The organism is Hymenobacter sp. M1-2 (assembly GCF_057808495.1).
On sequence record NZ_JBTYZO010000002.1, the window covers coordinates 197927 to 223163 of the forward strand.

Below are 25237 nucleotides of genomic sequence, written 5' to 3' on the forward strand. Positions count from 1 at the left end.
CGGACTGTCGCATAGTGCTCTCCACAGCGGCTGGTCTTGGTTCTGAAAGGAACGGCGTGGCTCGTTTCGTTGTGAAGCTGGTTCTTCAGTAGGAAGCCTGACGCCTCCCGCGGTTTTGGCAAGAGCCAAAACCATTTGGCTGTGGTACATCCGGCCAGCTCCGGAAACCGTTATTTTTGCGGTATGGCTGTTGCTTCTTCCCCGTTACCCACTCGCTCCCTACGTCGTTTTCTGCTGCTGGCGGTTGGGTTGTATCTCGTCTGGTTTTTTGGGTACGAGCAATGGCTCCGGGCTGATGAGCGTCTGGATACGGTGCTCTCTGTCAATATCGCCAGCGCCGCCACGGCTACTTTGCAACGGCTCGGCTTCCCGGCCAGCATCGCCACCGACAACCCACAACTGCTCATGATGGAACAGAAAATGGCGGTGTTTGTAGGCAACCCCTGCAATGGCTTGGTGCTTTACGCGCTGTTTGCGGGCTTCGTGCTGGCTTATCCGGGACCGGTACGCCGGAAGCTGTGGTTTATTCCGGTAGGCATCCTCGGGATTTACCTGCTCAATGTCGTGCGCGTGGCCGCCTTGGCACTCAACCATTTCTACGCCCATCAGAGCGTCGATTTCAATCACCATTACACGTTTACGTTTGTAGTGTACGGCTGCATTTTCCTGCTCTGGATGTTATGGGCCCGTTGGAGTCAGCGTCCATGAAATTCCCTCCCGTGCCAAAGGCGCAGTCTGGCACTCCGCACGCTACACGAGGCATTGCTGGCGCGAAGGCCGTTGCTGTAGTAGCATTAGTAGGCTTGCTTTTCGTGATTGGCGTTTATGATGAACCCGTATTCGTTTTTCTAACGGCCAGCTGGCACAAGCTTTTCACTGCGTTAGGTGCTGCTGATCGACTAGCAGCCGTGCAACAAGGAGTTAGTAGTGAGGTAACCAAGCGTAGCCTGCCAGCCGTGTTTACGTACGCCCTGTTGTATATCAGTGTGTGTTTACTGCTGCTGCGCTTGCTGCTGCCAGCTCATCGGATGCGTCTGGTGCTGACACTTTATGGAGCTGTGTTCTGCTGCTGCGCCGTGTTGCTACTCGCTGGTAAGCTATTCAGCGGCACGGTCTGGCCCTACCAACTCGGCCGCCGCCTCATCGACTTCATCGTTTCGCCCTTGCCCATTATCGTGCTGGTGCCGCTGCTGCGTTGGTACGTACCAAGCCCAAGTGAAACAGAGTAGAGAGGACTCAACTGCCATATGTCCTTACAACACCAATTGGGTGTACAGTCGGGCTAGGGTATCGGCGGCATCGGTGCACAGGCCAGGATGAACAGCGGAAGTTTGTACTACGGTACTGCGCGTGGCGGTGAGCCAGCGAAACCGGGAGGCCAGCGGCAACTGACCAATTGGGCCGCCTTGGGCCCGGCCCTGGCAGACCCGCTCGAAGGCCCGCAGGCGGAGTCCCAATTCTTCCAAGTCTAGTTCCTCACCTGCCAAGGCGCGAAGCCGGATTTCGGGTAGATAGAAGCGAGTTTGTAGAAATCCCTGCGCGGAGCAGTACAGAATAACGCCGACGTTGACAAACTCTTCGCGCTCGACGCGCGGCACGACGCGCAGCACGGCGTACTCAAATAAGTGCTTGTCGGGCATGTTCGGCTTCTTGAACGAAGGTTTCGGATGTGGCTAAGCGGTTGGCCAAAAACTGCACGTACGACTCCCGCTGCTGCTCCACCGTTATCGATGGCTCGGTTAGCCACTCGCTGGGCACCAAATTTACAATGGCTCGTAGGCGCTCCGGCGTAAGAATGGCGCGGCTTTCAGCGTCCACTACTGCCAAGTCGCTCGCCTGGGGCAAGAGCACATGGTCTTTCACCTGAGGAAACGGGCGCCGGGTAGTTTGGGCCCATTCTGGGCTGGTGTGATGCACATAAAGCGCAGCCCCGTGGTCAATGAGCCACAATTCCTTATGCCACATCAGCAGGTTGGTGTTGCGAGCGGTGCGGTCCACGTTCAGTGTCAGGCAATCCAGCCACACAATCTGTGAGGCCAAACGGGACGTGATAGTAGTTACGAGCGGGTCGAAGGTGCTGGCGCCGGCTAGGTAGTGCAGGCCAAGGTTGAGGCCAGTGCTGGCGCGCAGCAGATCCTGGATTTCCTCGTCGGGTTCGGTGCGTCCGAAGGCTTCATCGAGCTGGCAGAACACGAGTTCCGGCACTTGTAAACCAAGCGCCCTCGCCATTTCACCCACAATCAATTCGGCGATTAGGGCCTTGAGTCCCTGGCCCGCTCCCCGAAATTTGAGCACGTACATAAACCCGTCATCAGCTTCTACCAAGGCCGGCAACGAGCCTCCTTCGCGCAATGGAGCAATGTAGCGCGTGACATCAACGGTTCTTAAAGAAAGGACGGTGGCCGGCATAAAGGAGGAAATCAGGGTCAGACCGGGCAAAGAACGTAAAGGCGAGGAATGGATCGGAGTTCTGCAGCTGATGGGCACTGGTTTGGCTACAAAAAAGGCCCCTAACACATTGCTAGGGACCTTTTTTCTTGTACCAGAGACGGTGACAGAACCTACAGCCCGGAAGACTCGGTAAATATTTATTTATCAGCTGCTTGCGCGATTCGCAACGGCTGTCGTTTTCTAACGGGGGGCGTTAGAGGGGGCTTCTTCCATCATATACCGCTTTACTTCGGTCCGGTCATGGCCCAGTAGCTCGATAACTTCCCACAACCGCTCGGCCGTAACGTCTGGCGCACTGGGGATGAAGCTGGACACACAGCCCCGCACCCGCCACAGCTGCTGAATGTCGCGCCCCTCGATAGAGTAGGGCTTGCGGTGCGGGTTATCCGAGAACAGCATCACCTCCATATCGGGCGACGTGATCTGCTGGCGGATGCGCTTGAGCATCACGCTCTCGCTGGTTACCACTACGTACACTTCCCCCGGCTCCAGCAGCCGCCTATCATCCACGTACGAGCACACTACCACGTCGCGGTGGTTGAAGATGGGTATCATGCTGTCCCCCGCCACCTCAAAGGCGCGGTACGACCCGTGTTCAAAGCCCGGTATTTTATAGTGGCGCAGGTCGCGCAGGTACACGGCCTCGTTGTGCTGCAGCGAGTAGCCGGCCTGGGCCTGCACTGGCACTAGCGCCGTGGTTTCCTCCCCGTCTTTATCCACCGTCACCGTCAGCACCTGCAGGCTGGTTTTGGGGCTAGGGTGGGCGACTCTCACTGTAGCCGCGCTACTGCCAATTTCCATCTGTCCCCGGCCCAGCATCAGCCAGTCGGCCGACACCTCCGGGAATGTGGCCAGAATATCGTACAGCGTCTCGTAGGAAGGCTTAACCTCACCCGTCAAAGCCTTGTAGAGCTTGCTCGATTTGCCGTACCCCAGCTTCATGCTGGCTTCGTAGGTCGTCAGCTTGTGACGCTCAAAGAGCTGCTTTATCCGAGCGCCTACATCGGCGTCCAAGCCATTCACCCGCTCTTTTTCAGCTTGTGAGCCAACTAGTTGCATTGTTAGGCGCTTTTTTAGTTTTCTTTTATGCGAAAGACGTAGTAATATGTGCTCTGTTTTGCGACAGGTGCAAAACAAATATACACTCTTTTCGCACAATAGCATGAAACAGTTGCGTAACAACGTAAAAAATTCTGGCCTGTACGAATTAGTCAAACAGTTTGGCGGCCGGACTACCATCGTGCAGCACACGTTGGACAAACTTAGCGAGCAGGGGCACACGTACGCCCGCAGTACCATTCACAGTGTCATCCGACGCGGCCACGGTACGCCGGCTATTATCAACGCCCTGCTGGAAACTATTGAGCAGGAGAAGGCCGCGCAGCGCATTATCCAGGAGCGTATTGCCCAACTCACCCAGCAGTAGCCCATGCAGACCGTCGTCCTCATTCCCGAACCGGAGTGGCGGCAGATTCTGGGCCGCCTCGAAAAGCTGGAAACCGCCGAGCAGGCGCGCCAGGCTCCGCCACCGCCGCCCGATGAAGTGCTGCCCACTGAGCAGGCTGCCGCCTACTTGGGCCTTTGTCCCGAAGCTCTGCGTCGGGCCCGCCGGGTTGGCCGCATCCAGGGCGTGCGCCTCAACGAGAAAGATTGGGGCTTCCGCCGCTCCGTGCTCGATGCCTACCCCCGCCGTTATCACCGTGCCGCGCAGGCGGCCTAATATCTATTCCTCATGACTACTCAACTTGCCCCCATTGTCGGGCCCGATGCGCCCGTCACGTCCTCCATCATCCGCATCCAGAAGGCTAAAATCAAGAACCAGCAGCTTACCTGTGAATTCACAGAGCAGCGCACCGACGACACCCCGGCCCGCGCCTTCACCCTCACCGCTCAGGAGCTGGTGCACCCCGACCTGCTGCACCGCCTAGGTCAGCTCGTACCGCATCTGTGCCTGCTCACTGAGCAGCTGACGGAAACACCTGCCTATTGGCCCGAAGATGAAGCGCAGCCGCTGCCTGCCCACTTCGAGCAGTTCACCATTACCGGGTTGAGCATTGGCCAGGGCGGGGGTGGGGTTACGCTCATCGGCCAGCGCCGGCTCACTGGCGGCAAGGTGCTCAACCTCATCAGCCCCTATGTGGCCTACGACGACAAGGCCGGCCATGCCTACGGCTACGCGGGCCTGCTCGAAACTGCCGTGCTTCAGGCTCTTGCCGAAGTGGAAGCGGCCCTCCGGGGCAAATGCACCGAGTACCGCCAGCTGGAATTGTTCGACCAGCCCACCGAGCCGCTGCAGTTGAGCGAGGGCGCGTAGCGCCGCCCCGTCATGAACTACGTCCGCCACACCCGCGCCGCCCATGAGCAGTTGAGCCAACAGCCCGCCGCCACGCCCCACCACGTCAGCCTGTACTGGGCGCTGTTCTACCAGTGGAACGCCGCCCGATTTCCTGCCGCCCTCGACCTCGACCACCAAGCTACGATGCAGGCCGCCCGCATCGGCAACAAAAGCACCTACACCGAAAAGCTGTACGACCTTGAAGCCTGGGGCCTGCTGACCTACCAGCCGAGCCAATCGAAGCACCAGCCCAGCCGCTGCTTTCTAGCCGTTCTACCGGGAGCAGAAGTGCAACAAGTGGATGACCTTACCGGGTGCACTTCTGCACCAAGTGAAACCGCGTCACCTGTTGCAGAACTGGATCAAGTAAAGGGCTCTACCAGCACCACTTCTGCAACAAGTAAACCGGAGTTACCGGGAGCAGAAGTGCAACAACACTCCTTATTAGGTAAAACTTCTAGTAGGTATAAACCTCTACTACAAAACGGCGGAGGCAGCGCGGGACAAAAAGGAAAGTATTCTTTGGCGGACGACAGGCTTTCAGAAGGTGAGGGTAGGGGTTCCTCAACCGCTCCGCCCGACGGCGCAGCCGGAGCCCTAAAAGACTCTGCGCATGAAGCGGAGCTTGCGCCAAAAAAGAAGGGGGTAAAGCAGGCGACTGTCCGCAAGACCACCGCTCAAGCAACCACCAATCCGCCCAAACCAAAGCGCACCAGCGGCCGGCAGCAGCGCCCTGAAGTAGCCTTTGCTGATTCCGAGCTAGCCCGCTACGAGGACTTCGCTGCCTCCTTCGCCGACACCGATTACGCACTAGCTGACCTACGCTTCTACCACGCCAAAATCAGTGCTTGGCGCCAGAAAGGAGAACCACCCCGCCGCCGCGACTGGCGCGCTACCGCCATTCAATTCTTCCTCAACGATGCCCACGACAACCGCCTCAAGCTCGCTCCCGGCGTCAGCCCCCACCAGCCCGGCAGCGCTGGCCCCACCGACGCCGGAACACTCTTTGCTCGCACTGGCTACCGCTCCAAGTACGATACGTGAGCTGGCCGCCACACCTAACCCCGAAGCCTGCGCCTTACTGGCCGAGCTGTCCGTAGGCCTCACGCCCCAGGCCGCAGCCCAGGCCCCCAAGCTGTTCCAGCTGCGCCGGCGCTTCCAGTTGCAGTACGGCCCCGCCGGCGACACGGTAGTGGTCAAGCTGCTGGTCATCATCCTGCGCGCATTCCTGGACTCGCTACGAGTGCCCGACAAGCCAGATGCCGCCGACATCCTGGAGATGGCCGACACACTGGCTCAGACCTATACCCACGATAGCCTGAAGGACATTATTTTAGCCCTGAAAGAGGCGCGCACCCGCGGCAGCAAATTCTACCATTCCCTCGATCCGGCCCGCATCTACGCCCTGCTGGCCGAATACTTCGACCGCAAAGCCCACCGCCTTGAACAGCAGCACCTCGACCACAAGGCACATGGAGTAGGGGAGATGGCCGTCACCTTTCATCAGCTGCAACAACTGGCCCCGCAACTGGTGGCTGGCATCGGCCGCCAGATTCCACCTGACCACCCTAACGCCGAGCACCTGCGCCAGCGCCTGACTATCATTAGTCAGAAAGAAAAACGCGGCCTGCTCTCCACCGCCGAAGCCGAGCAGCTGCGCCAGCAAACTCAAGCCGCTACTCACCGCAACCCACGCCCCGACTGGCAGCCCGAAGAAGCTGCCCAACGCGCCATTAACCGCCGCAACGAGGGCAGCATCCGGCGTTTCGCCGAACGGCATGGTATTAATCCTAAGTACATTTGAATACGAAAGCTTCCTATACACAGAGGTAAGGCAGCGTCATTATCGCACGTCTTCTCTCTGCCTATCTCTTAGCAGACTTCATGTCCTCAGCTTCGGCTGTGGCAGAATCCTTAATCAGTTGCATTACATCCACAATCGGCAAATTGAATCCTTCCAGCGGTGTACCGGCCACCCGTGTCCACAACATTCCACGTGCCGTCGAATAGGCAATGCTAATGAGCAGAGTAGCTAGTTGCATGTCCGGGATGGGCTTAGGATACTGATCAACCATAAACAGCAAGTCCGTCAAGTTCTCCACCTCAAATACAATATCTACGACAAAATTGCCGCTCACCCCAACAGGTTCTGCAGGTTCTCCTGCAACTGCTTCGCAAGCAACTTCCAACGAGACGGCAAGATGAGTCGGCGTGTTGGTCAGACCAATATGCACACGTTGGCTAAAATTGATAGCGGCACTTGCATCCTCCGCCATAAGCGCACTGATGCTCTGGCGGCCTTTTACCGTGAATTCAGGAATTGAGCCTCCTACTATTTTTATTTTTTGAATATCAACTGACTTAGCCATTGTTTAGGCTGCTTTCATCGGTTTCATTTGGTCAGCTGCAATGCTGTCCATCAAGCGCAAAGCTATTGGCTGGGTTACAGTCGGCATGGCAATAGGCTTGGTATTGCTGATGGGTACTACCACCGCCGACATCGGAAGCCGTTGAGGCTTCTGTCCAAAATAGCCTTCTTGCTTCCGAGGGGTCACCAATAAATCCACCTTCAGAGCGGCCTCTAGTTTGGCTACACTCTCCAGCGTCAGGTTGTGCGTCCCGCTCAACCATTTGCTTACCTCCGCGTCCGATTTGTCCAACAGGCGTGCCAAGTCCCGACGCGTCATGTCACGGTCGTGCAAAATGACTTCGATTTGCTCCGATAAGTCAAATACTTTCGAGGCAAATACTTTGGAAAACAGGGGCACTTTCGCCCGCAGACGGTCAAAAGCAGTGCTGATAGTAGCCATGAGTTAGAAAGAGTCAGAAGGAGGTGGTGGGAAGCTAACGAATAAATAATTCCGGCGGATCAAGTAGAAGTTCGCCATCGTCGGGCGACACTTCCCAATCCCGCCGACATTGATCTAGCGCTAAAGCGGCCCGCTGGGCAAATTGAAAGTGCCGGGCAACGTTTGGGCAGTTCTGCGCTTGATCAGTAGTTTTAACGTCGCCATTAAATAGAACCAAAGTACGGTCTCCCGCAGTGTAGCAATACAGTCGAAGTGAAGTTTGGTCAACCCCTATTTCACGCATGTATCTGGAAGTCGGCGGTAAGGCTTGGGCTCTAGCTTCTTGACGTAGCAAATCTGTTTTGAACAGTGAGTAGCCTCGTTCGTCTATTTGCCCCAAGGCTGCTAGAAAACGGACTAATTGGCCGGCTACCTCTTCGTCTGTAGCCGCGCGATCTTCCATCCTCTCAAAGAAATCAGCCGCTTCCGAAAGTTCGGCATCTTCTTCGCGCAACGTATACAAGCGTAAGCCATTTTCATACTGGCCAAATGGCTCAAGGTGATAGATGGTGGACCTAGACACTGTGAAACGCTGCGAAAGTATGGAAAGTTTAACTTATAAGTTAAAAAACTTTATAAATACTTAAATGTTAATACCATAACCCGCCTGTTTATTATGCTTGTGCCAATGCATTTTGGTTGATAGCATCCACCACCGCGAACAGGTGCCGTACCTGCGCCTCCTCTCGAAATATGCCCGTCACGCCCTGGTCGTGCTGCTCAGTAAAAGGTTGCTCAAATAGCCGGGCTCGGTCCACGGTGCCGTTGTGAGCTAGGTAGTCGATAAGGCTATTCACGAATGTGATCTGGTCGGGCTGTAAGGGGTAGTCTCCCAGAAAGTCAGCAAACGCCTCCTTTGCCGCGTTGATATCAAGTCCCAGCAAGCCTCGCACGAATATGCCCAGCGGCGCTGGCTGGCCTAGCTCTTGATGTAAGTCATTCGCCGTCCCTCGCTCCTGCCCATCAAATACCATCCGTTCCAGCTCCTGCAATTCGGCGGCGGTAATCGGCTGGTTGGTGCGCAGACGGTGAATAGTCACGTGATGCTGATTTTCGCGGATGTAGCGCGCCACCCGCTGGTGGTAGCTAGCCAGTTGGGAACTGCCCCACTGCTGAATATCTTTCTCGGCTACCCCATCCGCTTGCAGCTCGTCGCGGAAATAGGTGTACACCACCGGTTGCTGGTCGCGGTCGAGAAACTTCACCAGCTCCCGTAGACGCTGGCGCAGCTCTTCCAAGCCGGGAAGCGTGGCTTGCTGCCAGTACGCGGGCTGCTGCACCGCCGCCAGCAGCTCCCGCTGCTCGTACACGGTTGGCACGGTCAGCTTCTGACTCAGCAAGTAGCCCAGGTTGCTCACCCGCTCCATCATTTCTTTCTGCCGGGCACTGCGCTGCACTAGGGCCAGCATCAGGTTCAGGGCCAGCAAGTCGAAACGGCGGGCTAACTCGTCGTTGCCTTCTACCGGGGCTAGCGGGGCTAAGTGGGTTTCCACATCCTGCACGTCCACACGGGTTAGGGCGTCCCAACGAGTGCGGGCAGCGCCAAATTCTTCTACGTAGCGTAGCTTAGCGCGTACCGCAAACGTGCTCAGGTCCAGGGCTGCTATTTGCCCGTGTAAGGTGTTGAGCAGCTGGGTGCGCAGCTGCTGGTGGGCCGCGTCTGCCAGGTAGGCGGTCTGGCGCAGCACTTCGGCTACGGTCAGCCTGCGCGTAAATACCTGCTGGCTTAGCGGCACCTGCGTGCTGGCTACCAATCCTGCTGGCCGGGCCTCGAAAAACTCAAAATTCTCGCAGAAGTCGAAGATCACGAAGTGCTGCTTGTCTTGGCTTGGCCCAAACAAGTCGGGCCGCAAGCGAGTGCCGCGGCCTATCATCTGCCAAAACTTAGCGCTAGAACGCACCGGCTTAAAGAAGACCAGGTTCACCACATCCGGTATGTCAATGCCCGTATCCAGCATGTCCACTGACACGGCCAGCTGCGGGTACTGTTCAGGCTCGGCAAACTTCTCGATGAGGTCCTGGGCGTAGTCGTCGTAGTTGTCGATGATGCGCAAAAAGTCGCTGCCCAGCTGCGGAAACAGCCTACCAAACCGTTCCTCGATGTACAGGGCGTGGCGGTGGCTGCGGGCAAACAGAATGGTTTTTCCTAGCTTGTCGCCGCCCTCTACCTTGATGCCGTGGGCCATGACGTAGCGCAGCACCTCATCCACGGTGTGCTGGTTGAACAGCCAGGCATTCAACGCTGCGGCCTCTATTTCCTCGGGTACTTCGCCGGTGGCTTCGTCCCGAAATTCGGCTTCGTACTCTTCCTTCTCCTGCTCGTTCAGCTCGTTATACTTGATTCCCTGGCGTTGAAATTTCAGCGGCACCGACAACGCCCGCGGCGGCACCAGGTATCTATCTTTCACCGCTTGGTCCAGCTCGTAAGCCGCCGTAGGCTGGTGATCTTCCAGCCCAAATAGTTCGTAGGTGTTCCGGTCAATCTGGGCCAGGGGTGTCGCCGTGAGGCCGACCAGAAAAGAGTCAAAATATTCGAAAATGGCTTGGTACTTCTGATATACCGAGCGGTGGGCCTCGTCCACGATAATCAGGTCGAAGTAGCCCGGCCCGTACGCACGGGCGCCATCAGTGCTGCTTTCTCCATCAATGCGGTTCATCATGGTGGGGTAGCTGGAAAACACTATCCGCGCCTTATTCTCGTCCCGCTCCCGCGTCAGATTCACGGCCGACAAACTGGGCAAGTGCTCGGCAAAGGCATTTTTTGCCTGCTTCACCAAAGCGTTGCGGTCAGCCAGAAACAGCACCCGCGTCACCCAGTCGGCCCGCATCAGCACATCTACCAGCGCGGCGGCGGTGCGGGTTTTGCCCGCCCCAGTAGCCATTACCAACAAGGCCCCGCGCTGCTTGTCGCGCTGAAAGCGCACTGCTATCCGCCGGATGGCTTCTTCTTGGTAATAGCGACCGGCAATGGCTCTGTTGACCGCCGCCGTCAGCAAGTCGCGGCGGCCGGTGCGGCGCAGTGCCAACCGTCGCAGTTCGTCCTTGGTCAGAAAGCCCGCCACCCGGCGCGGCGGGTACTGTGTAGCCGCGTCGTCATCGAGCAAGTACGTTTCAAAGCCGTTGGTGTAGAACACCACTGGCCGTCGGCCAAACTGCGTCTGTAAGCAATTCGCGTACAGCGTGGCTTGGTGGCGGCCTTCGCGGGCGTCGCGCAGGGTACGCTTGGCTTCCACCACGGCCAGGGGCAGGCCGTCGTCGTCCCAGAGCACGTAGTCCACGTAGCCCTTGCCGCTGGCGTTGGTGCTTAGCGGCATCCCCGTTACTTCAAACTCGCACGCGCGCGGCGCGGCCACGTCCCAGCCAGCTTCGCGCAACAGCAAATCAATGTAGCGGCGGCGGGTCTCAGCTTCGGAAATGCCCAACGGTAGAGGCAGCGGACGGGCCAAATTATGAGCCTTCACTTGCTGCATGGCCACCAGGCGGGCTTCCAGCTCGGCCAGGCGCTCCGCGTTAGCTTTCAGCTCGGCGTCTTTCCGCGCCAGTTCTTCTTGCTGAGCCAGGTAAGCAACTTCCCGCCGTTGGGTTTCGGCAAGCGTAGCGTCCGCAGTAGCGCCAGCCGCGGCCGGCAGCAGGTGCTCATCGAATACGGCCAACGTGGGCCGCACGGGGCTATAGCTGGCCGCCACAAACTGCAAAAAGCCGTGCAAGTGGCGCAAAGCATCAAACGCCTCGGGGCCGCTGGGTGCTACTTTGTGGTGAGCGGCTTGGTTGCCCAGCTTGCGCACATAGTTGGCGCCCTGAAAGCGAGTTAGCCCCAGCAAGTTGCGGAAGTCGGCCTCGTGCAACAGGGTAGCCAGGTTGTCCTGATAGGGTACGCGCAGGCTATTGTCGTTATCATATACCCACCGGATGGCGTTTTCCAGCGCGATGCGGCTACTCAGGGCCGCTAAGCGCGGGGCGCTCCATACGTGCAACTCGGCCTCACGGGCGGGCTCGTACAGCTCGGGCCAGGTGGTTTCCAGAAAAGCGAAGTTGGATAAAAGTGTAAGCATAAAATACAGTGTAGGATTCGGTGGTTGGCACGTAGCAACACGTACGCAAGGTAAAACCTAGCTGGACAGGTTGCTATGTCACAAGCAACAAATAAGCGGAGCAGCCGCATTCGACCACATAAATTGACTGTAGGTGTACTTTGCCTGCCATACCATTCAGGTAGTCGAACGGTTACTAAAAAATCTGCGTAGAAACTGTATATTGTTGGCACATAAGGGACACTTTGCTAATAAGATTGGTGTTATCTTTGCGTCTCGTGAAAAAATTAGTAACCAATTAGCTGTATGGTAACGGAAATCTTCGATTACGAAAAGGCGCTAAATGTACTCTTGTACGTAGTACAGCAGCTTGGCGTGCCTGGCTATCATCAAACCTTTAAGACCCTGTACTTTGCCGAGCAGCTCAGCTTAGCTACTTACGGCAGCACCATTGTAGGCGACGGATTCGTAAAGATGGAAGCTGGCCCCGTGCCCTCCGAAATCTATAATATGGTCAAAATTGCCGATGGTCGCAATCAAGATAAGCGCCTGAGCAGCGATTATGTTGAGATCGTACGCCAGCACCTCGCCGCAGTGGGTCAGCATCATTTGCAGGCTCTTGTTGACCCTGACCTGGACTTCTTGGCCGAAACAGAAAAAGAATGTCTTGACGTGGCCATTAATAAGTGCCGTAACCGCAGCTACCAAGACTTGAAAGACCTTTCCCACGATGCGGCCTGGGAATCCGCTTCCATGAATAGCTTCATGGATACCCTTAAGATTGCTGCTGCTGGTGGCGCCGATGATGTAGCGTTGAATTATTTGGAGAAGTCATTGGCTGACAGTAACTACTATTCTGTTTAACCCTTAATTAACAGTTCATTATTACTCACAATTATTACGTTATTTCAATTGGCTTATCTAGGTGATTTTTTCTCGGAAAGTGCGCGGCAGGCGCACAGCCTTCGGGCAGTAGTAGTAGGGTCAGTCATTCGTTCTCCGGTGCCCGACACGACACCTCCTAAATTCAAGTTTTGGGTTATTATTGGCGTCGCCGATGAGGGTGCTGAACTGGGGATAGTGTACCTGAATACCGAACCTAACGAATTCATTCAGCGCCAGCCCGTTCTGGCTCGCTTGCAAAAGCTCGTTCGCTGCGACGAGCGCCGCCTGGTAGATTATGACTGCTACGCCGACTGCACCGAAATCAAGCGTAAAAGCACCGCTGCCATTCAGGAGCAGCTCTCAGCCGAACCGGGTTACGTGCGGGGCGTATTGGAAAGCTATGAGTTGGCCGAGCTGCTGGAAGCCTTGCGTACTAGCCCCAAAATTTCCCTACGGGATAAAAAGCGTTTCGGCTTACTGTAGTCTACCTGCTTGCTTCCAACAAAAAGGCCCCGGCATGCGGGGCTTTTTCGTTTCAATAATCTTTTGACTGTTTCTCTTTTTCGGGAAGGGACTGAGGGTAAAGTGATAATCCCAACGCCATCTGTCCCGCCCGCGCCGGCGCTTCCACCACCGCCTGGGGCGTCGCCAGTTCCCCGCGAAACGCCTGCTGCAATAAGCTGTTGAGCAAGGCTTCGGAATGCTGTTGGAGTTGTTGCACGGCGGCTTTCTGAGCTTCAATTTGCTCCACGATAGCTGCGAATTGGTTTTGGAGTTCTATAGGAGGAATGGGTATAGATATTCCTTGTAGCTCTTGCGCATTTATATTAGCCATTCCAACAATGCTTTTGCACATATTGAGTAAAGTTAGCTTGCCGTATTTGGAATTTAAGAATCCTGAAATATAGGCTGTATTACCCCTCTCATTAGGGCGAACCCTGATTAAATATCCCGCAATTGCCATTTCTGTGTCTAACCTATAGACAGAAGTTTTGCCAACTAATTCACGGCTATTAGTTCGATTGAAAAGCAAATCACCTTTTTTAACCAAATATTTATCCTTTTCTTTTTCTTCGAGATTAATATACTTAAGAGAGGAAAAATCCATTGAACCTTCGTAAGTGAGGTTGTTCATTCGCAAATATGGATAAATGCCCGCATCTTCAGCCGGCTTACTTGTTCCATATTTTGCTTCATATATAATATCTTTTATTTTCCCTATTGGCCACCCCTTCTCATTGCGCACTGGGTCGCCGAACATATCCACGAACACGGCCTGCACCAGCTGCTCGTAGTGCGCCAGAAGCTGCCGGTCCTGCTGCCGCAGCCGGTCGGCCGCGTCCAGCACCTGCGCAATGTGGCGCTGCTCGGCTAGGGGTGGGAGGGGAATTTCTATACCCCTAATTTTTTTGACTGATAAATGCTTTACCGTAACAAATGGAGTAGCATCCTCGATTTTCTTTAGTTCAGCAGGCAGTAAATGAAGTAAATACCTACGGTCAAACAAGCTGGAATTTGTTTCTATCCGACAAACTCGCTGATTTAATAAAGCTTCAGGACCTAGCCATTCACTGATTCTGAACTCGCCATCCATCGTAATTAGTAAATCACCTTTACTAATTACATAATCTTGCGAAAAAGAGCCAGTGTAATATGTATCAGTCCTACTTCTACCAACGTCTCTAATACGAATCAGAGGCTTTCCTTCACTTGTGGAAAAGGATTGAGAGTCGAAAGCAAAACCTGAGGTAATGGTGACTAGCTCACCTAATGTCACGTACTTCATCCTAACAATGCCTCTAGTTGCTGTAAATTCTGTTGGCGTTCGGCGTCGAGGGTGCGGATGGCGGCCAGTATGGTGTGCGGAGCGTCGTAGCTCGTCTCAGTGTGCACGCTTTCCTTGTAGCGGTTGATGCTTAGGTCGTAGCCCTGGGCGTGGATCTCGGCCACCGGCACCAGAAAGCTTTGCTCGGTGCGGGCGCGCTGCTGCTCGCCGGCTTCGTGGCGCAGGTGCCAGCGAGCTACCACGTCGGGAATGTCGTTGGTGCCGGGCTTAGTGGAGTCCAGCGGTGTCCGCTTGTCGTCGAGGGAGTAGCCATCGGCGCGCATGTCGTAGAACCACACTTGGTCGGTGCCGCCAGAGTTGGTTTTGGTGAATAACAGCACGGCCGTGCTTACCCCCGCGTAGGGCTTGAACACGCCGCTGGGCATGGATACTACGCCTTCCAGCTTTTGCCCATCTATCAGAGCTTTGCGCACGGCCACGTGGGCCTTGCTGGAGCCAAACAGTACCCCATCGGGCACAATCACGGCAGCGCGGCCGCCAGTTTTTAGAGCCCGCAGAATAAGGGCCAGAAATAGTAGCTCTGTTTTCTTGGTGTCCACTACCCGCGTCAGGCCCTTCTCCACGGTGTCCTTGTCCAGCGAGCCCTTAAACGGTGGGTTAGCCAAGACCAAGGTATAAGCTTCCCGAATGCTGGCGTTAGCTTCACTCAACGCGTCGCGGTAATACAGCTGCGGGTTCTCAATCCCGTGCAGCAGCAGGTTCATGGCCCCGATGCGGATCATGGTGGCGTCGAACTCAATACCATTGAAGGCCCGGTTCTGGAAGTGGTCGGCCGTGGCTGCATCGTTCAGCACCTCGGGGTAGTGCTCGCGCACGTATTCGCCCGCACTCACCAGAAAGCCTCCGCTACCGGCCGAGGGGTCACAAATCAAGTCCTGGGGCGTAGGCCGGGTCATGTCCACCATCATCCGAATGATGTGGCGCGGCGTGCGGAACTGCCCGTTGGTGCCAGCCGTGGCCACCTTGCTCAGCAGGTACTCGTATAGGTCTCCCTTGGTGTCCCGGTCGCTCATGTCAATGGCTGAGAGCATGGTCACCACCCGCTCCAGCAGGTTGGGCGTGGGTATCATGAAGGTGGCATCCTTCATGCGCTCAGCAAAGGTGCCCGCTGTGCCGCCGGCCTCTTTCATAAACGGGAACACCTCTTGCCCCACCACCCGGTACATGGCCTCAGCGTCGGTTTCCTTAAACCGGCTCCAGCGCAGGTGCTGTTGGTCGTCGCCGAAAATTGAGTGTTGAATAGGCCGCCCCGTCCAGTGGGCCTGGGCCTCGCGGGCCGAGTGCAGCTCGTCGAGCCGCCGAATAAACAAGAGATAAGTAATCTGCTCAATCACAGTGAGCGGGTTGGCAATGCCTCCGGTCCAGAAGGCTTCCCACACCCGGTCCACCTTACTACGGAGGTCGCCGGTAATCATAGAAGCAACAAGAAAAAGAAAGTCGTCCCGCTGGGGATCAGCAGGGCGTTAAAGGTAGCGCCTGGCTGGGGTTTCGGCCACGTTAGAAGCGTATTATTTCAGGCTGGCGCGGGCACTCACTACCTCATCCACCCGAAGCTCTTGCCCTTGCTCATCCAACCATTGCTCCACTTCCGGTAGGTAGGTAAAGATGTGGCGTGTTGGCTTGTCCAAGGCCCGTGTTACCACGCATAGCCGGAACCGTGCCGGGTCCGCTTGCATCTGCCGGTATTCGTTCGGCGTTAGCTCCACTACCACGTCCGGCCCCAAAAGTCCTTTTACCTCCAGCTTCAGTAGCAAGCTGCCCAACGTAGCTTCTAGGTCCCAGCCTACATTATCTTTCTCTACTGATTTCACCTTGTAGCCCAACCCAGTGTAGTAAGCACTTATTACTTCTACGGCTTTCTGCTCCACAGCCAGGCGCTTCAACACATCTGGCTGCCGGGCCACGCGGCTACGTTTCGTGGGCTGTGGTGGTCGGCCGTTGGTGTCGTAATGCTGAATATAGTCGCGTACCTCCTTGACAAAGTTGGGGTTGTCATCAGCGTACCACACGTTACTTTGCCCCATACTCCCCTTCCCCCGTGGCACGGCTAGGGTGCGAGCATCAGGGGGTAGCAACTGCGCGTTCTGCGGTTTGGCCGTAGCATGGTAGCCATGCTCCCGCCCCCGCCAATTCCAATTGCCCGCCCGCGCAAAGTCTACTTCCCGGTACTCGGCATATATCGTTGCCGAGTTGTACCAGCCCACTACAAAAGTGCCTCCGGTCACTGGGTGCCGCGCCGTCCACACCACCAGTACACCGCTCACGGACGAGGCCAACAGCCCTGCCCCAAGCCTGGTAATGCGGATGTTCCCGCCGCGCGGTGGCTGCACGTATCCATACAGCGTGCCCCGGTGCGGCTTGAAATTAAACATCTCTCCGCCAGTCTTGTGCTCCTGCACATACTTACCCCCACCCTGTATCGAGTCGTTAGCCGGACCCGCGTAGCGGTTCATCCAGCCCGTGTTAAAAAAGACAACAGCTTGCACGTGATTACGCTATGCCTAAAGCCTCTTTGAAGGCAGCCATGATTCGCGCCAGCTTTGGGGTAGGAGCTTCCTCTTCTTCATCGCGCTGCCTTGCGTAGCGTGCGTACAGATTCCGCAATTCCCTCTTGAAGCCGTCCAGCGCCGCTATAGCGTTAGGCCCCAGCGCTACAATGTCCAGCGGCTCGTAGCGAGCTTCATACAAGCTGCCCGTTTTAGCCAATACTACTTCCAGCGGATTACTGAACTGGATTTCCTGCCCCTCTGCCGACGTGAAGCTTTCCACAGTGGCCTCGGTCTGCTCACTGCTGCTCATCGTTACCACCGACTTGCGTAGCTCCCGCAATGACAGGTTTTTCAACCCTTTATTCCTTTCCACTTCCAGCACCAAGTTAAGGAATTCCTTGTCTGCTTGGGCCTCTTCCACCTCCCGTACTCGGGGCGGTGCTATTTGCCGGGCGTTTACCTGCGAAATGCGCGGTAGCACCCGATAGCCGTTCTCTACCGCTTCGCGGGATTTCACTACGTAATCAGTATTGTTAGCAATGTTGATAATAGGCTGATAAATGGCCCGCATTTGTTCGGGTGTTGCGTGCTCCAGGTTGGCGGGCCTATCACCGGAGGTGTAATCGAAATCCAGTACGTCCTGCTTGTATTCCTGCAAAGCTACGCGGTGCCAGTCCGAAATACGACTGTCTACATTCACCAGCGGCAGCACATCCACGGCCAGCGAGATTTCAAAGCTCCCGTGGTTGGCAAACACCGACCGGGGCTCCGTCACCTCTAGAATCTTCTGCAGGTCCTTGTACAGCGTCTCCTCTAAGGCATATAGTGAGTGGAACATATGCTCGAATCGCACTTCCACGTAGCTTCTAAACGACCGGGTAACTTTTTGCAGAAACGACCCAATATCGGCCGCCCCAATAGTAGTACCAAACCGCTTCTCTACCGGCTCCAACCGAAACTCCACTGCTTTCTGACGTAATGCTTCCAAGTGCCGCGCAAAATCCCCATCCACCCGCAGTGCATCGAAATACGCCAAGTATTGCTCTGACAGCGGTAGAATGTGAAATGACTCCTCCTCTGGCATGTACTCTGGGTTAAGCTGCTCCCTGGGTACTAACAGCCCTTGTACAAACGTTCCTGCGGCATCTGTCTCTAGTACCAATACGTTGGTATTGTAGGGCTGCTGCACCAAGTCCAGCAAAGAGCGTAACCCCGTCGCATAATCATACAGGTGCACTACCGATGCTTCTAGCACCAGCCAGCGATTCGCCTGCTCGTCATGGTCAACCCAATTAAATAAGTAATGCTTGCCCGTTGCCGCTTGGTAGTGGGACACCAAAGGCCCGTCGTAGTACACTAGGTCATCAACTTTCTGGAGCGTCGCAGCAAATTCTTGAGCGGCTAATCTGAATCCTGGTTGCGCTATCATCAGATTGCAGTGGTTGTTACCACTTGTGCCGCCAGATTGGCCGCGTGGTACTCGTGGAAATTGAAATGTAAATGGGCATTGGGCTTGGTACCAATTCCATCAACGGGCCGCAACCGCACAGCAGCAATATGTGTGTGCATTTTGCGCTTGCGTAAGTAAGCTTTAAAGAACTTGCGAGCATGGTCCTCCGTCTCAAACATCGACAAAGCCCACTGATTGCAGAGATGATTCTCTTCTGCTACCAAAGCCTGAGCCGTAAGCCCCGAGCCAACTTGAATTCGGCGTGGGGGCCCATTCACTTCCAAAGGTATCGGCAAGAAGTCATCTACTGATGGCGTTGCCTGATGCACATAACGGTATGCTATTTCATCGCGTGGTGCAGCATCCGCAGGGCAGCTCACCACGGTAAACGCAATGGCCGTTAGCTCGCTTTCGTATTTAAGCATTGGTGGGCTGGGGTGTATCAATAGCCGCACACAGTATAGTGTATAGTTGCTAAAACCGAGCGGATACCTATAGTGGGCTATATTAGCCAAAAATAGAGCATTTCATAGAATATTATTGCCTAGGAAAATATATTTTGAATCGATAATGCTCATGCACAAATTAGCCTTAGGCGCTAATGGTTGTTGCTATTACTTTCTCTCGCTCGCCCATGTTGCCGTTGTATTTTCAACGCCTAACAGCACTACACCGCTGCCCTAAACGCCTCGGCCGACAACGTAATGCAGCTGTAGCGCATTAGTTAGCCTAAGCAAGTCTTGACACGCATTTGAAAACGCAAGGGCCTCGGCCTCACCGGCTGAGGCTCTTGCGTTTTTGTCTTTACCCCACCAACCCTCGCGTTATCATCGCCAACTCATTATCCCGAAGGTGCTCTAGCCACCCCTGCGCCGCCTCCGGCGTCTGCATCTCCTCCGGGTACAGCGGCAACACCGGCGAGGCGTTGCTACCCTCGGCAAACCGCACCTTCAGCGCGTAGCACCCGAAATAGGAATCTGGCTTCAACTCAAACCGCAAGCCTTTGTCCATGTAGGCGCCATAGATCTCCTGCAAGGACTCCTGGTCAGGAAGGAAGTATTTCATGTTGATTTTTGCTATTTATTTTAGTGAAAGTTTCTGGTGTTGAATCTGGTTTAGCAAGTCGCTTATATGAGAAAGCACTATCTGAGATGGGGTTTTCACACTCAAACATGGCATTTAAGCCATGCAGGTTACGCTTTTGGCCATAAGAGTACGTTATAACACAAACAATTATACTAATTATTTTAGTATAATTGCCGTGCCCTTTACGCTACCCACACCTTATGACAACCATTGAAATGATTGAAGTCGGCGAACCAACCACCACTTTGTGGCTGCCCTTGTTCGCCTCCCTGGTCCCTGCTGGCTTCCCGTCGCCCGCCTCCGACGAGCTGGAAGAACTATTTGACCTAAACCGCATCCTGTTGCGGCACCCGGAGGCTACTTACCTGATCCGCGTGGCAGGCGAGAGTATGAAGGATGCCGAGATTCACGCCGGCGACCTGCTGGCCGTGGACAAGCACCTCGAAGCCGACCACAATAATATAGTCGTCGCCGTGCTGGATGGTCAATGCACTATCAAGCGCCTCGTGCGACGCGGCAGCAGCTGGTGGCTCCAGGCCGAAAACCCCACGTACAAGGATTACGAAATCACCGACCCCAACGATTTGCGCATCTGGGGTGTCGTCACCCACGTCGTTCATGAGTTGGTGCCCGGTAAACTCAACGCGCTGCTGCACAGCCATAACCAGACGAAGGACGTATGTTCGGCTTAGTGGATGGTAATAACTTCTACGTCAGCTGCGAGCGGGTTTTTCAACCCCGGCTCGATAACTGCCCGGTGGTAGTGCTCAGCAACAACGACGGCAATGTCGTAAGTCGTTCGGCTGAGGCTAAGCAGCTCGGCATTGCGATGGGCGTCCCATACTTCCAGGTGCGCGAGCTGCTGCGCCGCCACCAGGGCCACGCTCTCAGCTCCAACTATGCCCTGTATGGCGACATGAGCCGCCGGGTCATGGCCCGCCTAGCGGCCCACGTCCCCGGGGTGGAAGTGTACAGCATTGATGAGGCTTTCCTCGACCTGCACGGCCTCACCACCTTCTGCGGTACCCTCGACGCCCGCGCCCAGGCCATCCGCCGCGACGTGCTGGCCTGCACCGGTATTCCTACCTGCGTGGGCATGGCCCCCACCAAAACGCTGGCCAAAGTGGCCAACCACCTGGCCAAGAAACACCCTGAACTCGGCGGCATCCTGCGCCTCGATACCGCCAGCCGCCGCGAGCGGGCCCTGCGCGCCCTGCCCGTGGCCGACGTGTGGGGCATTGGCCGCCAGTATGCCGGCAAGCTCGCCACCCACGGCATCCGCACAGCCTGGGAGCTGAGCCAAGTTTCCGAGGCCTGGGCCCGCAAGCGTCTCGGCGGAGTCGTCGGCTGGCGGCTGGTGCAGGAGCTGCTGGGCCAGCCCTGCCACGGCCTGCTGCCCTCCGAAGACGGTACTCTCGCCCGTCGAAGCATCAGCTGCTCCCGTTCCTTCGGTCAGCGCCTGGCTACCTTCGACGACCTGTGGGGCGCCGTTGCTACCTACCTCAGCCGCGCCGCCGAGAAGCTGCGCGCCCAGGGCGACCAGGCTCACCTGCTCACTATCTTTCTTGGCCAGGACCGCTACGATACCCGCGTGCCGCCGCCCTACACCCGCTCCACCACGCTCACTCTGCCCAGTGGCCCCACTAGCAATACGCTGCAGCTGCTGGCCTACGCGCGCCGGCTGTTGGAAAAGGTCTACGAGCCTGGCCGCTTCTACGTCAAGGCGGGCGTGGTGCTCGATGGGCTGGAGCCTCCTGGCCTTGGTCAGCAGCTCAACTTCTTCAGCCCAGTGCCGGATGCCCTGCCTTTCCCAGCCGACGAAAGCCGAGCGCAACGGTTGATGGAAAAGATAGATGGGCTTAATCGTCGGTTTGGTCGAGGAACCATCCGGCCGGCCGCTACCGTGGTGGCTGACAAACAACCCCCTCCCTGGTTGGGAAGGGCGGAGCACCGTAGCCGCGCCTTCACCACCCGATTAGAGGATATACTGACGGTAGACTAGGCGTGGCGAATAGAATATTCAAGCAAGAGCTACTTCACCTTCTTGTAGTTATCCTGTTCCTGGTCCTCGTCCATAATAATCTCCTCGTATCCCATCACCACATTAACGATACTGACCTGCTCTTTCGCTGGTGGCCGTGTCGGATAGTCGCGCAGCACGCGCAAGACGATACGGCCTCCACCACCCTCCAAGTGCCAGTTCCCCGCATAGGTAAAGGTCGTATCCGCCGTGCGGAACACCTGGGTGAACGTTCCGTCCGGGGCCAGGTTCAGGCATTCTTCACCGTCCTGCCGGCTCCGACAGTACTTGCCTTCCACGGGAGGCCCCAGGCAGCTGGTGCAAGCCAGCAAGCCGAGCAGAAGCAGACCCTTTAATGCGGAAATCGAAAGAGTTTGTCTACTTCGTTTGCGGCGTGGTTCAGCCATTGTCGCGTGTTTAGCAGGCGCGATTCATTTAGCGGCACCCGGAAAAAATATCCTTGCTTGATAGTCGTCAACGGCTGATTACCCAAAAACGCCAGGTTACGCGCCACACCCGCGGCCCGGTTCCATGTCTGCCATTGGCGACACGTACGCCTGCTCACAGCTTCGGCGCAAGTGAAGTGCACTAAGGTTGAACAGCCAGTTGTCTATTGCTATCTACTCGCCATCTGCCGCACGCGCCACGCGGAGATAGCCCACCGCAGCACCACTATTTCCAACAGCATAATTGCTACGTAGCCACCCGCCAGAAAAGAGTCTATCGCCCTACTTCGTATCACGTTTACCCAGTGGGTACCGAATAGAATATCTACCCGTGCGACTTCCACAGGCAGGCAGTCGTCTGCTTCTGTTACTCCCAGGCAACAGATAAGGACCAAAATGGCTACACCCCCTAATGCCGCTTTGCCAACGGGCGTTAACGCGTGTTGGCCAACTAACAGCGCAAGGATATTGACTAGACAAACCACCAATAAGAAGCCGTCGATAACGGTGGAGTAGCCGCTCAGAGCAGCGTTACGGGCAAAGCAGATTAATAGAATCGTGACCGCGTACACCGTTAGAATGGCAGCTGTCGAAAAGGATATGGCCTTATTCATTTTACCCTCCTCTTTGGAAACCATGAGCCCGCCGCAGCTCATCCACCAGACGCAGACCGATGTTGCCGGGACAGTTCCGTTCATTGAGCACTTCTTTGTGACCGGCAAGCTTGTTAACGTGGTATCGCCGACGCAGGTATAAAATCAGAATCACGAGGGCAGTCCGCATGGAGGCCGATAAGTGTCCGTCACCTTTAGATAGCTCAATTGTTGATTCAATCAAGCCAAGGCCGCTGTTTTCCGTGTCTAAGTCCGCTAACAGCACAATTCCGATTTTGCCGATGTTATGCCCTAATACGTGGGCTCCTTGGATATAGAGCGGCCGGCCTTCGTAGATGCGGCCGGCACTATCAATGCCGAAATGATATGCGATGTCTGCAAAGCCTCTATCCATCTCTACCTCCTGTGCCTCGCGCATGGTAGGGTAGTTGATTCTATTGCCTGAGTGATGGACGACGATAGTATCATAGTACGAACTGTAATCGCTGGTAATTCGCTCGTAGCCGCGTGACAAAATCGGCGGCGCGGCCCCCCAGCTCTCCCGACTGCGGATGAGAGGCGTGATTTCGTTTAGTCTCTTGTAGCCCTTTTGTGGGAGCCGCATACCAGCGGGACGAGCGACACGCAACGCGTCGGCCGCTACTACACCCTGATGCAACGCCAACGCGCTGACCTGACGAGTCGGCGGTTGGGGACCCCGTGCATTGTGTAAGCCGGCGGCCCAGGCGGCGGCGCTTTGCTGGGCACCGGAATAACCCTGCGCCTGGCGCAGGCCCTGCGCTACGTTACTGCCCGGTTTCGGCTTTCGGGGTGCGGCCATGAAATAGTGGGAATAAGTTGAAGGTAAAACGACTGGATTCTATAGCGGTGGCACTACTATGCTAGGACAAATTTAGTATATTTACGCAGAATAATACATAAGTGCTAGTGCTGTAAGTCGCATTTTTACCCCTTTTTTATGTCTCGTCAGGTAACGCCCACCGTACAATGCGGAGGCACTCCGCTGTCCCGGAGCGTTGATATTCAACGCATCGTCCTCCGACAATGCCTGTTCACTCACCACAGCGTTGAAGTAACGGTTCCCTTCGACCGGGTGGAAGGCGAGATGGGGCCGTTCTTCACCCAATCGCATAAACGCCTATTGGGCCAGCCACTGGCCCTGCGAGTAGAAGCCGACTCCTTTCACTTCAATCAGGGCCAGCATCTCCAGTTCAAAGGGGTGACCACCCGGTTGGAAGCTGGCCGCGAAAACGACTATGCCGGCGGCTTTCAGGTGCGCGGCTACAGCCCATGTTATCTGCTGGCCAGCGGCCTGAAAAAGCGCACGTTCGTGCAGCAGACGCTGGCCGCCATCTTCGCCGAGGTGCTGCAACCGTATCCGGCCAACCTGCTGGCCCGCAACATCAAGCCCCGCCATCAGGCCCCGCTGCCTTATGTGGTGCAGTACCAGGAAACCAACTTTGATTTCCTTAGCCGCCTGGCCGCCGAATACGGCGAGTGGTTTTACTACGATGGAGAGGTGCTACAGCTCGGCACGCCGGCCGATGGCAAGGAGCTGCGGTTTGAAGCGGACGGGGCCTACAACGGCTTCGCCTTCGGCATCGGCCTCAAGCCGACGACAGCCACGCTTTACGAATATAATTATCAGCGGCACGAGCATTACACCAGCTCAACGCAGCAGCAGGCCTTGCCCAGTGTCCAGAGCCACCTCTATGGCGGCTTCGCGCTGGCCCAGTCCGAGAAGCTATTTTCGGACCCCGCGCACATCGCCGCCGAAACCCTGATCCAGGGAAAGGGCCAGCTCGACCAGGAAGCGCAAGTGTATCGGGCGTACACGGCCGCCGACCTCATTACCATCGACGGCTACAGCGATAATCCGGATCTGCGATTGGGAGGCGTCATCGCCATCGAAGGCGAAGGCCTGGGCAGCCGCACGCAGGCAGCCGAAAGCTTCGGCTCCTACCGCATTATCGAGCTGACCCACGTTATCGACGAGAAAGGTAACTACAGCAACAACTTCACGGCCATTCCCAAAATGCTGGAAGTGGCCCCCATCAATCCGTTTTATGACGCGCCGGCTGGCAACCCGGAGCTGGCGGAAGTCATCGACACCAAAGACCCGGAGCATCTGGGCCGGATACGAGTGCGCTACTACTGGCCCGTGGCCAACAAGCGGCAGGCCGAGACCGACTGGCTGCGCGTGCTCACGCCCTACTCCGGGGCGGGCAAGGGCCAGCTCTTCACGCCCGAGGTGGGTTCGCAGGTGCTCATCGGCTACCAGAACGGGCTGGCCGAGCAGCCCTACGTGCAGGGGAACCTGTTCCACGCCAAGAACAAAGCCAACGCCAAGTACACCCACAACGGGGGCGAGGTGAAAGGCATCCAAACCATTGCCGGCAACCGCGTCACCTTCCACGACAAGAAGGGCGAGGAAAAAATTGTCATCACTAACGGCAACAAGAAGGAAACGGCCATCGAGATTTCCTTCAAGGGCAAAGGCAAAATCGAAATCAAAACGCAGGGCGACCTGAGCTTCACGGCCGGGCAGAATGTGGCGATTGAAGCAGGCGGCAACGTGAGCATTAAGGCCAAGAAAAAGCTCACGATAGAGGCCGACGAACTGGCCAGCAAGACCAGCAAGGCCACCGACATCAAGGCCAGCACTAAAGTCACGGTGGCCGGCAGCAGCGGCGTCGACGTGAAAGGCAAAATGAAGCAAAGCGCCTAATCTAGCC

General features: G+C 56.2%; 27 protein-coding genes. 12 read left to right on the forward strand and 15 right to left on the reverse strand.

Going from position 1 to position 25237, the window contains the following annotated elements; genetic code table 11:
• Nucleotides 1–183 precede the first annotated feature (183 nt).
• Together xrtX and ACYSMN_RS02845 are read left to right on the forward strand one after the other, a co-directional pair.
• Nucleotides 184–708, forward strand: a complete 525-nt coding sequence (gene xrtX / locus ACYSMN_RS02840; RefSeq protein WP_488922327.1) for an exosortase X — start codon at nucleotides 184–186, stop codon at nucleotides 706–708.
• A complete protein-coding gene (locus ACYSMN_RS02845; protein WP_488922328.1) occupies nucleotides 705–1229 on the forward strand; it encodes an XrtX-associated membrane protein in 525 nt (174 codons plus the stop codon). Before xrtX ends, ACYSMN_RS02845 begins: the two co-directional genes overlap by 4 nt.
• Before the next feature lie 24 nt (nucleotides 1230–1253).
• On the opposite strand, the gene ACYSMN_RS02850 is transcribed toward ACYSMN_RS02845, so the two are convergent.
• From ACYSMN_RS02850 to ACYSMN_RS02860, 3 genes are all read right to left on the reverse strand, one after another.
• Nucleotides 1254–1640 carry a DUF3037 domain-containing protein gene (locus ACYSMN_RS02850; RefSeq protein ID WP_488922329.1) on the reverse strand — a complete coding sequence of 129 codons (387 nt, stop codon included), beginning with the start codon at nucleotides 1638–1640 and terminating at the stop codon, nucleotides 1254–1256.
• A complete protein-coding gene (locus ACYSMN_RS02855; RefSeq protein WP_488922541.1) occupies nucleotides 1618–2409 on the reverse strand; it encodes a HipA family kinase in 792 nt (263 codons plus the stop codon). The genes ACYSMN_RS02850 and ACYSMN_RS02855 overlap by 23 nt, the downstream gene beginning before the upstream one ends.
• A 222-nt stretch (nucleotides 2410–2631) precedes the next feature.
• Nucleotides 2632–3510 carry a S24 family peptidase gene (locus tag ACYSMN_RS02860; RefSeq protein ID WP_488922330.1) on the reverse strand — a complete coding sequence of 293 codons (879 nt, stop codon included), beginning with the start codon at nucleotides 3508–3510 and terminating at the stop codon, nucleotides 2632–2634.
• A 103-nt stretch (nucleotides 3511–3613) separates the two neighbouring features.
• On the opposite strand from ACYSMN_RS02860, the gene ACYSMN_RS02865 reads away from it, so the two are divergent.
• Genes ACYSMN_RS02865 through ACYSMN_RS02885 form a run of 5 tightly spaced genes read left to right on the forward strand, consistent with a single transcriptional unit; the run spans nucleotide 3614 to nucleotide 6590 of the window.
• Nucleotides 3614–3877, forward strand: a complete 264-nt coding sequence (locus tag ACYSMN_RS02865) for a hypothetical protein (RefSeq protein WP_488922331.1) — start codon at nucleotides 3614–3616, stop codon at nucleotides 3875–3877.
• 3 nt (nucleotides 3878–3880) lie between these two features.
• Nucleotides 3881–4171 carry a DNA-binding protein gene (locus ACYSMN_RS02870; RefSeq protein WP_488922332.1) on the forward strand — a complete coding sequence of 97 codons (291 nt, stop codon included), beginning with the start codon at nucleotides 3881–3883 and terminating at the stop codon, nucleotides 4169–4171.
• Nucleotides 4172–4183: 12 nt separating this feature from the next.
• Nucleotides 4184–4765: a hypothetical protein gene (locus ACYSMN_RS02875; protein ID WP_488922333.1), complete on the forward strand. Its 582-nt coding sequence runs from the start codon at nucleotides 4184–4186 to the stop codon at nucleotides 4763–4765.
• Between the two features lie 12 nt (nucleotides 4766–4777).
• On the forward strand, nucleotides 4778–5830 hold the full coding sequence (locus tag ACYSMN_RS02880) for a hypothetical protein (protein ID WP_488922334.1): 1053 nt from the start codon (nucleotides 4778–4780) through the stop codon (nucleotides 5828–5830).
• Nucleotides 5793–6590 (forward strand): hypothetical protein, encoded by a 798-nt coding sequence (locus ACYSMN_RS02885; RefSeq protein WP_488922335.1) that lies wholly within the window; start codon nucleotides 5793–5795, stop codon nucleotides 6588–6590. The genes ACYSMN_RS02880 and ACYSMN_RS02885 overlap by 38 nt, the downstream gene beginning before the upstream one ends.
• Nucleotides 6591–6651: 61 nt before the next feature.
• Here ACYSMN_RS02885 and ACYSMN_RS02890 read toward each other — a convergent pair whose 3' ends face one another.
• From ACYSMN_RS02890 to ACYSMN_RS02905, 4 genes are all read right to left on the reverse strand, one after another.
• Nucleotides 6652–7155 (reverse strand): hypothetical protein, encoded by a 504-nt coding sequence (locus ACYSMN_RS02890; protein WP_488922336.1) that lies wholly within the window; start codon nucleotides 7153–7155, stop codon nucleotides 6652–6654.
• Between the two features lie 3 nt (nucleotides 7156–7158).
• Nucleotides 7159–7596: a helix-turn-helix domain-containing protein gene (locus ACYSMN_RS02895; protein ID WP_488922337.1), complete on the reverse strand. Its 438-nt coding sequence runs from the start codon at nucleotides 7594–7596 to the stop codon at nucleotides 7159–7161.
• A gap of 34 nt (nucleotides 7597–7630) precedes the next feature.
• Nucleotides 7631–8158 carry a hypothetical protein gene (locus ACYSMN_RS02900; RefSeq protein ID WP_488922338.1) on the reverse strand — a complete coding sequence of 176 codons (528 nt, stop codon included), beginning with the start codon at nucleotides 8156–8158 and terminating at the stop codon, nucleotides 7631–7633.
• A gap of 91 nt (nucleotides 8159–8249) precedes the next feature.
• Complete coding sequence (locus ACYSMN_RS02905; protein WP_488922339.1) at nucleotides 8250–11687, reverse strand: DEAD/DEAH box helicase family protein; 3438 nt, start codon at nucleotides 11685–11687, stop codon at nucleotides 8250–8252.
• Nucleotides 11688–11972: 285 nt separating this feature from the next.
• Between ACYSMN_RS02905 and ACYSMN_RS02910 the strand changes: the two genes are divergently transcribed.
• The gene (locus ACYSMN_RS02910) at nucleotides 11973–12530 is read left to right on the forward strand and encodes a Panacea domain-containing protein (RefSeq protein WP_488922340.1); all 558 of its coding nucleotides are present in this window, start codon (nucleotides 11973–11975) and stop codon (nucleotides 12528–12530) included.
• A gap of 138 nt (nucleotides 12531–12668) precedes the next feature.
• Nucleotides 12669–13034, forward strand: a complete 366-nt coding sequence (locus ACYSMN_RS02915) for a hypothetical protein (protein WP_488922341.1) — start codon at nucleotides 12669–12671, stop codon at nucleotides 13032–13034.
• A 52-nt stretch (nucleotides 13035–13086) separates the two neighbouring features.
• Here the strand turns inward: ACYSMN_RS02915 and ACYSMN_RS02920 are convergent, their stop codons facing one another.
• The 6 genes from ACYSMN_RS02920 to ACYSMN_RS02945 form a co-directional block, all read right to left on the reverse strand.
• Entirely contained in the window at nucleotides 13087–14337 is a 1251-nt protein-coding gene (locus ACYSMN_RS02920; RefSeq protein WP_488922342.1) for a restriction endonuclease subunit S, read from the reverse strand.
• On the reverse strand, nucleotides 14334–15812 hold the full coding sequence (locus tag ACYSMN_RS02925; protein WP_488922343.1) for a type I restriction-modification system subunit M: 1479 nt from the start codon (nucleotides 15810–15812) through the stop codon (nucleotides 14334–14336). Before ACYSMN_RS02925 ends, ACYSMN_RS02920 begins: the two co-directional genes overlap by 4 nt.
• A gap of 93 nt (nucleotides 15813–15905) precedes the next feature.
• Entirely contained in the window at nucleotides 15906–16883 is a 978-nt protein-coding gene (locus tag ACYSMN_RS02930) for a protein NO VEIN domain-containing protein (RefSeq protein WP_488922344.1), read from the reverse strand.
• Between the two features lie 4 nt (nucleotides 16884–16887).
• Nucleotides 16888–18315 carry a hypothetical protein gene (locus ACYSMN_RS02935; RefSeq protein ID WP_488922345.1) on the reverse strand — a complete coding sequence of 476 codons (1428 nt, stop codon included), beginning with the start codon at nucleotides 18313–18315 and terminating at the stop codon, nucleotides 16888–16890.
• Nucleotides 18315–18761 carry a hypothetical protein gene (locus tag ACYSMN_RS02940; protein ID WP_488922346.1) on the reverse strand — a complete coding sequence of 149 codons (447 nt, stop codon included), beginning with the start codon at nucleotides 18759–18761 and terminating at the stop codon, nucleotides 18315–18317. The genes ACYSMN_RS02935 and ACYSMN_RS02940 overlap by 1 nt, the downstream gene beginning before the upstream one ends.
• Before the next feature lie 379 nt (nucleotides 18762–19140).
• The gene (locus ACYSMN_RS02945) at nucleotides 19141–19401 is read right to left on the reverse strand and encodes a hypothetical protein (protein ID WP_488922347.1); all 261 of its coding nucleotides are present in this window, start codon (nucleotides 19399–19401) and stop codon (nucleotides 19141–19143) included.
• Nucleotides 19402–19622: 221 nt separating this feature from the next.
• Here ACYSMN_RS02945 and ACYSMN_RS02950 point away from each other — a divergent pair, with 221 nt between their 5' ends.
• A complete protein-coding gene (locus tag ACYSMN_RS02950) occupies nucleotides 19623–20114 on the forward strand; it encodes a LexA family protein (RefSeq protein ID WP_488922348.1) in 492 nt (163 codons plus the stop codon).
• Entirely contained in the window at nucleotides 20102–21424 is a 1323-nt protein-coding gene (locus tag ACYSMN_RS02955; RefSeq protein ID WP_488922349.1) for a Y-family DNA polymerase, read from the forward strand. Before ACYSMN_RS02950 ends, ACYSMN_RS02955 begins: the two co-directional genes overlap by 13 nt.
• Nucleotides 21425–21453: 29 nt before the next feature.
• Here the strand turns inward: ACYSMN_RS02955 and ACYSMN_RS02960 are convergent, their stop codons facing one another.
• On the reverse strand, nucleotides 21454–21741 hold the full coding sequence (locus ACYSMN_RS02960; protein ID WP_488922350.1) for a hypothetical protein: 288 nt from the start codon (nucleotides 21739–21741) through the stop codon (nucleotides 21454–21456).
• Nucleotides 21742–22503: 762 nt separating this feature from the next.
• The gene (locus ACYSMN_RS02965) at nucleotides 22504–23322 is read right to left on the reverse strand and encodes a peptidoglycan recognition protein family protein (RefSeq protein WP_488922351.1); all 819 of its coding nucleotides are present in this window, start codon (nucleotides 23320–23322) and stop codon (nucleotides 22504–22506) included.
• Nucleotides 23323–23460: 138 nt separating this feature from the next.
• Between ACYSMN_RS02965 and ACYSMN_RS02970 the strand changes: the two genes are divergently transcribed.
• The gene (locus tag ACYSMN_RS02970; RefSeq protein WP_488922352.1) at nucleotides 23461–25230 is read left to right on the forward strand and encodes a type VI secretion system Vgr family protein; all 1770 of its coding nucleotides are present in this window, start codon (nucleotides 23461–23463) and stop codon (nucleotides 25228–25230) included.
• Nucleotides 25231–25237 lie beyond the last annotated feature (7 nt).